Raw genomic sequence first — 6,371 nt, forward strand, 5'->3', positions numbered from 1 at the left:
AGTACCTACCCAAATGGAATTATCGTGCAGTTCCGACTATTTAGCAGACGCTAAAGTTATTAAATTTTCATTCCTAAATTGGGTACGGTAATCTTCGGGCAGCTTGATTTGATGTTTCCGCTCGAAAGTCTGCAACTCTGCTTCCGCAAGCGTTGGCCTCAGTTTGTATTGGTGAGAATCTGTGCGTGTTCCGTGCAGATTTTTATCTTCTTGCTGCAAGGGTTGAAGCAGTTCTACTAATTCTTTAATATTCTTTGATATTTTCAATTGCCGATTCCAGAGAGCAATCCATCATATCCCAGTCAATGCCATCATCGGGGAACAGCGATAATTGTCCAGGCGAGACGTTTGATTGACCGCGATTGTGATAAGAAAGGTGGCAGGCGGTACAAAGAGCAATTAAGTTTTCTGGGCGATTATCCTCTGGTATCCGGTTGCGGTGGTGCACTGTTAAAGTTAAGGAACAACGTTCGGATTTGGTTAAGCCACTTTGTTTACCGGGTCTGAGGCATTGTTGGTTGCACTTAGCACAGCGCCAGAGCGCACTTTCTTTCACTGAGAGCGCAATCTCTCGCCAATTTTTTGGATACCTTTTGGGTTTTGCCATAAACGTCAAAGCTCATCTCTCTATAGGGCGATCGCTTTTGTTCCCATTACTCAGAATACCGTCTCCTCCTGGCATAAAAGCGATCGCACTCATGGATTTTGGGCATGGCCTACCTGTGGGGGTTGCGGGTTGGGTTTGGGTTTTTGGTTCGGTTTTAGTTTCCCCCAGAACTGAGGCGAGCATATCCTTGAATAATATCCCTAATTTGCCGGGGCAATCGTCCCTCCTCAAATCATGAAAAAATCGTGTGCCTGGTTTGCTCGGATATTCCTCGCTACGGGAGCTGTGGCTGGCTGTTCTCAATCGATTCAACAAGTATCAAACACCCCTACACTTCCACCGCCAGCAGTGGAATCAGCATCTCCAAGCAATATTACTTCGTCGAAGCCGATATTAGGCACCAACGTAGCGGCTGGCAAACCAGTGATTGCCAGAAACGGAGGGATTACCTATCCCGGCTGGGCTAATGCTAACGATCCGGCTGATTACCAAACAACAACGAATTATCCAAAACTGGGGCGGTGGGGAAACGGAACCAATCAAGGTACTGGCACCTTTCAAATTGTCGATTTAGGTGCGGTTTATTCACTCAACGGTGTTGGCTACAATATTGATTGGGATGGTGCATTTAAGAATTCACTAACCTTTCGCGTTGAGGTTTCAACCGATAATAAAACTTGGCGATTAGCTTCTGAGATAGTCCATCCTTACTCTCCAAATACCAGTTTCAATAAACTTGATATTGATGTTGCAATTCCCCCGATGAGTGCTCGATATGTCAAGTATTGGGAGCCACCCGACGGCCAATGGAATGGTTGGGGGACGTTCCATCAACTCCGGGCTTACTCCCCAAAAAAGTAAGAGGTTCAAGTGTCTTTTAGGATAGCCCAGAGCTGAACTCGGTGCGGTAGCGATGCGGAGCGACTAAACTTAAATTCAAACACACAATACTAAAGTCTTCTTCTAGCAAATCTGACCTTGCTTAGCAGCAGTAGAGTGACCAATAGGGTTACTGCCAACCCACCTTTCATCCACTGGTTCCGATGCCAATTGATAACGGCTGTCCGAGGAGAGTCGAATAGAAGGAGAATGGTTATCCAAACTCGCATGAATGGTAAACATACCAAAAATCAGAACATCTCCAGCCTCGAATTCGGAACTCAACCAACGTCCTCCGTATTTACAGCGCAAAGAAACCGGGTTTTTGGATAAGGCTCCATCCCACCCTTTTTGATTGGAGGCATACAAATCAGCCGTTTTTCTGTTAGCACAATAGCGATCGACATCTTTACATCCATAGCTATTTTTAATAGTCTCTAGACGATGAGAATTTTCCAAAATCATTAACCCCCCTAATTCCCAAGGAATATTACCTAATGGAGTCCAAGCCGTGTAAAGTTTGTTAGTTCCCCGTCCCATATACACAATGTCACAATGAGCGTAAGTTCCTTTTCCTGGGGCGACGGCTCTAAGCCAGGTGTAATCGTAATGCCGGACTTGACCGCCTAAAAAAAATCCAAAAAATTCCATCATCCGTCCCGAATAAAGCAGTGTTTTCAGTGTTGAACTCCTGCTTGCTAAATCGGGACGGAAATGTATGTTTAATCCAGGTTTAGCGATGCAATCTAGAACAGGGCACTCAAGTTCCAAACTTCCCTCAGCAGCTAAACAAGCTGCAATTTCCTGACGAGCTTGCCAAACCTCTTGAGAGTTAAGAAAGGCTTTTAAGTATAAGTAACCGTCTTGTTGCATCCTCCGTCGCAATTGCTCTGGCTGTCCGAGTACATCGGAAGAATTCCTTAGATAACCAAAAGCCTCCTCACGGCAATCTAGTTCATAACCTAGGGAACTTAGGGCTGTTTTTGTTTGCTTAATCAGCATCGTGGCTACCCGTTTAAACCGGGACAGTAGAAACTTCAGTATTCAACAGATGTGCTGTATAACACCTTTACCGGGGGGTGGATTATCCGTCAGCTCTGCTAGATAACACCCTAGTTTTAAGGAATTAAACAGAAACGAAAGCAGGTTAAGTCCGGGCTCTTGGGTGTTATCTGTCACTTTTGCTGGATACCACCCCCTATATCGGTCTTCTCCAAGATTAACCTATGTCGCAACCTACCGCTTGCTTGAGGCGGAGCCTTCGCAGAGCAGGAACGAGTGCGATCGCCCTTCGCTGTAAGTTGGGTTGAGTCTGTCACGTCCTTGCTTGTGAATCAGCAGGTAATGTGAAACCAAACATGACTCGATAAAAATTGGCGTATTGGTGGCGCTCGGCAACAAGTTTGGTAATAGATTGGTCATGGTGACAATAGAACTTGCTAAGCTTGACACTCCCCTTATTTCCGAATATGTTAACCGTGGATAAAAATGTGAAAACTTTGTCTGTTTTCCTACCGATTTTAGCACTGGGCATTGTTGCCACACCTGCACGCGCAGGCAAAATTGAGGGAGCATCTGTTTCCTGTTGGTTGCTTCGCCAAGACAAGGTAGAACTTAAGCAAACCTGCATCTATGAGTCGGTTTCTTGGGCCGGAGGCGGAGGAAGGACTTTGCGTTGGGAAGATGGCGGGCAAACAAAAATGACGTGGGGATTACAAGGGCGCGGAGAAAAACCTTGTGCCGAGGATAGCATGAGCATAGATGGTGTCTGCGGTGTGGTATATTTCCGCCATCCCGCCACCTTACAACGGATTTCTGAAGAAGAGAGCTACAAGCGCGCCATAAACCGCCAACTGGCCGTGACCTGTGTCCAAGTACAAGATAAATCAATCTGCTGGCTATTTAGATGAAATTAATCACAAATAGAGAGGTTTGAGTGTTAAAGTTACATTCGCCGAAGTACCAAAAATAGAGGAAATCTCAATAGCAGCTTTCATTCTTATTGTCGGGTAGCAACTAATAATAAATGCTGTATCTGTTTCAACTTTGCTTACTCCTATTTGTTTTTAGAGATGCTTTTTTACATGATGTTTTTTGAGGGCGATCGTACAAGCTGAAAACATCCACATCAACCTCACTCAACACTTTGGGTTCCATCTCGTACAAATCGTTCAGCACGGCTTTGACATCAGGAAACACAAAATACTCTGTCAGCTTGCCAATGCGGTAATTAAAGGGTTGATATCGGTGTTTGAAGTACAGCTCCACATTCCCCCGGTGTTCCCACAATCCCAGCAAATTGACAACCACATCCGAGTAATGCGCTCTGACATCCCGCTGCACTTCGGCGATGCGTTCCTCGATTGATCGAGTTGTCACCCCAATTTTATAGAAGCAGTGACCGTCCGCTTTGACCTCAAGAAAGTAGAGCGAGTTCACCATAATCCGACGAAGCTGCGCTCGATAAATCAGCAAATCAGCCCGCCGTTCTTCCAAACAAGATAACCCCGCAGATAAAGCAATCTCTACAGAGCCTTCTAACTTCATCAACTCCGACAGCAGCAAAGGTTCCTGGACTTGGTTGAACAGCGCCAGGGGAAGAGCGCCGACGGGGATTTTGCCCAAGTCGGTAAACTGATAAGAGCGAGATCCCTCTGATTCCAACAATCCTTTCAACTGCCACCGAAAGTTTACCAAATCTTTGGGGACGGCGTAATTTTGTGCGCCGTACTCTTTCCACAGCACTTTCAATTGCTCCAATTCCTCTCCCTTAAGTTGCACGTTGAAATTATCGTAGAGGGGCAGCGAGGGAAACGCTTTGGTTTTAATCCGCTGCGAGACTGGTTTGCAAGTTTCCTCAGTGTGCGCGAAGTGATGTTCTTTCACTGACCCCTTTTTTGCTGTCAATCCGCCACCGCAGTAGAGACAAGTTAGCTGAGTTTTTCCGCGCACAACCTCATCAATGCTCGTCAGTTCGCCACTGAGAGCAACACCAAATTTTAGCCACATTGTCAACAATTCTCCTAAAAGCAGGTTTTGGAGATGCACCCGCTCCACATGACCAACGATTTTAACAAATCCAGGGGTTAGGGCTTCTGCCTTGGGAAAGAAAGCGATCGGCACTCGATGCTCTTGATGCGTGACTTTAATCCTTGCATCCCAAATCTAAAATCTAAAATCTAAAATCTAAAATTGCTCGCTCACCAATCGGGAATTTCTTCAGGCCAAGAGTCTGCTTCGGGTTGTGACAGTTGTGACAGTTGCTCTCTTGGTAACGGCACAGCAGACAATTCATCCTCTACAGGGGGAAATGTAGGTTTCCCCGTGTAGGAAAGCATGGAAAGACTCGCGATCGCTCCTTTGACTTGATCCGGCTTCACCTCTAAGTAATGCTGCAACTGTTCGAGGTTACTGTGACCGCTGATTTCTTGAATAATCCGCAGCGGAATTCCGGCGTTGCTCATCTGCGTGAGAGCCGTTCTCCTAAAACTGTGGGTGGAGGCTCCCTCGATGCCGGTTCGCTCGAACGCTTCTCTCAAAATCTGATCCGCTGAGTTGGTGTGCAGATGCTTCCAATGATGCGAAGGGTGGCGGCCGGGGAATAAATAAGTCTGGCCGGCGTGGGAACGCCAAGATGTCAGGAGACTTCGCAAATCTTCAATGACCGGAATCGTCCTGGTTTGGAGTTGGCCTTTGGTTTTGCCCTTGCGGAAGTTGATTGTAGGTCGGACTGTACCTCTGGCAGTGTAAATATCGATGACTTCTAGGGAACAAGCTTCGGCAATCCGACAGGCGGTGTAGAGACAAACTCCGAACAGCGTGCGATCGCGAGCGGTTTGCAAACCTTCGTTGAACAAAAGCTCGATTTCCTGTTGCGTGAGTATTTTGGCTTGTCCGTGCCGTTCTATCTTCATCTTGGTAAACTCGACCCGATACCACAGAGTTTGCCGCAAATACTGCATTGCTGCATCGGTCGGGGGTATTTCTTAACGTGGTAGTCCAGCTCACTTCGGGCGTAGAATACACAGCATCCGTCGCTGGGTTGAAGACGGGACTGGACAAAATTAGCCCGTTCCTCGGCTGACCGTCATACAGCGCGATCGCTGCATCCGCATAAATTCAGGCGCAGCAGCCGAAGCATTATTGGCGGTCTGTAGCGATGAGGGAAAGGAGGTACAGGCGAGTGTGTGGAAAAACGCAGGGTGTGGGTTTTTCCGACACTTTAGGAGCTAAGCTTTCATCGGGCGTTGCTGTATCGAGCCATGATAAGTGCGATCGCGCGAGGTGAATATTGCTGAATACGACTGGGGTTGAATTATTTTTTATGAATTGCTCACCGCCTCAATCGTACCTAAATTCAGCAGCGCTAAAAGTTCTAGTTGTTCCACAGTTCCACTAAGTTACTGTGATTTCCATCACTGGTAACACGGACGTGGCTTACCCAACACCTTCGGTATTATCACGGAAAAATAGCAGCACTATCACTTGCTCTTAAGGGAAACAAGGCGATGATTAAGGTGTCGAGTTCAAAACAATCCCATGTCTCCACTCAACCTTCTCCCAGGCGCCATCAACGAATTAATTGCCACTGTCACCGATACTCACCGCCTCACTAAAGCTGACCGCTACGGCATGATGGCCGCCATCCTCGATGAGTCCATCAGCGAAGAAGAACGCGGCTCGCTAGATCGCTTGATTCGCTCCCTGGTCAAAGGTCGGATTCAAGTCACTGACGAACTCTCCATCGTCTCGTAAGCAGAATGCTCGTTGAGAACTCGACACTCTACAGCGTCTTTCCGTTGGGGAAGTTTAAACCCACATTCCGCAGTTCTGGCTTTGATGACTAAGGATTTTCATACCTTCACTGTAGGAAAAATATCTGTGC

10 protein-coding genes are annotated in these 6,371 nt (G+C 47.0%); 3 read left to right on the forward strand and 7 right to left on the reverse strand.

Features of this window, described 5'->3' with window-relative positions:
• Positions 1-36: 36 nt before the first annotated feature.
• The 3 genes from QUB08_RS31005 to QUB08_RS31015 are packed head-to-tail and all read right to left on the reverse strand — an operon-like array spanning position 37 to position 790.
• A complete protein-coding gene (locus QUB08_RS31005; protein WP_333230029.1) occupies positions 37-267 on the reverse strand; it encodes a hypothetical protein in 231 nt (76 codons plus the stop codon).
• Complete coding sequence (locus QUB08_RS31010; RefSeq protein WP_333230031.1) at positions 245-607, reverse strand: HNH endonuclease; 363 nt, start codon at positions 605-607, stop codon at positions 245-247. The genes QUB08_RS31005 and QUB08_RS31010 overlap by 23 nt, the downstream gene beginning before the upstream one ends.
• Before the next feature lie 12 nt (positions 608-619).
• Positions 620-790, reverse strand: coding sequence for a hypothetical protein (locus QUB08_RS31015; RefSeq protein WP_333230033.1), 171 nt, complete (start codon positions 788-790; stop codon positions 620-622).
• Between the two features lie 51 nt (positions 791-841).
• Between QUB08_RS31015 and QUB08_RS31020 the strand changes: the two genes are divergently transcribed.
• Positions 842-1,468: a discoidin domain-containing protein gene (locus QUB08_RS31020; RefSeq protein WP_333230035.1), complete on the forward strand. Its 627-nt coding sequence runs from the start codon at positions 842-844 to the stop codon at positions 1,466-1,468.
• Positions 1,469-1,570: 102 nt separating this feature from the next.
• Here the strand turns inward: QUB08_RS31020 and QUB08_RS31025 are convergent, their stop codons facing one another.
• On the reverse strand, positions 1,571-2,488 hold the full coding sequence (locus tag QUB08_RS31025; protein WP_333230037.1) for a phytanoyl-CoA dioxygenase family protein: 918 nt from the start codon (positions 2,486-2,488) through the stop codon (positions 1,571-1,573).
• A gap of 234 nt (positions 2,489-2,722) precedes the next feature.
• The gene (locus tag QUB08_RS31030) at positions 2,723-2,938 is read right to left on the reverse strand and encodes a hypothetical protein (protein WP_333230039.1); all 216 of its coding nucleotides are present in this window, start codon (positions 2,936-2,938) and stop codon (positions 2,723-2,725) included.
• Here QUB08_RS31030 and QUB08_RS31035 point away from each other — a divergent pair.
• Positions 2,932-3,396 (forward strand): hypothetical protein, encoded by a 465-nt coding sequence (locus tag QUB08_RS31035; protein ID WP_333230041.1) that lies wholly within the window; start codon positions 2,932-2,934, stop codon positions 3,394-3,396. The genes QUB08_RS31030 and QUB08_RS31035 overlap by 7 nt on opposite strands.
• Positions 3,397-3,526: 130 nt before the next feature.
• On the opposite strand, the gene QUB08_RS31040 is transcribed toward QUB08_RS31035, so the two are convergent.
• Together QUB08_RS31040 and QUB08_RS31045 are read right to left on the reverse strand one after the other, a co-directional pair.
• A complete protein-coding gene (locus QUB08_RS31040; RefSeq protein ID WP_333230043.1) occupies positions 3,527-4,609 on the reverse strand; it encodes a GIY-YIG nuclease family protein in 1,083 nt (360 codons plus the stop codon).
• A gap of 77 nt (positions 4,610-4,686) precedes the next feature.
• Positions 4,687-5,448 carry a tyrosine-type recombinase/integrase gene (locus QUB08_RS31045; RefSeq protein WP_333230045.1) on the reverse strand — a complete coding sequence of 254 codons (762 nt, stop codon included), beginning with the start codon at positions 5,446-5,448 and terminating at the stop codon, positions 4,687-4,689.
• Positions 5,449-6,025: 577 nt separating this feature from the next.
• Here QUB08_RS31045 and QUB08_RS31050 point away from each other — a divergent pair.
• A complete protein-coding gene (locus QUB08_RS31050) occupies positions 6,026-6,241 on the forward strand; it encodes a hypothetical protein (RefSeq protein WP_333230047.1) in 216 nt (71 codons plus the stop codon).
• Positions 6,242-6,371: the final 130 nt, after the last annotated feature.

The sequence above is a fragment of the Microcoleus sp. BR0-C5 genome, assembly GCF_036705045.1.
GTDB lineage: Bacteria > Cyanobacteriota > Cyanobacteriia > Cyanobacteriales > Microcoleaceae > Microcoleus.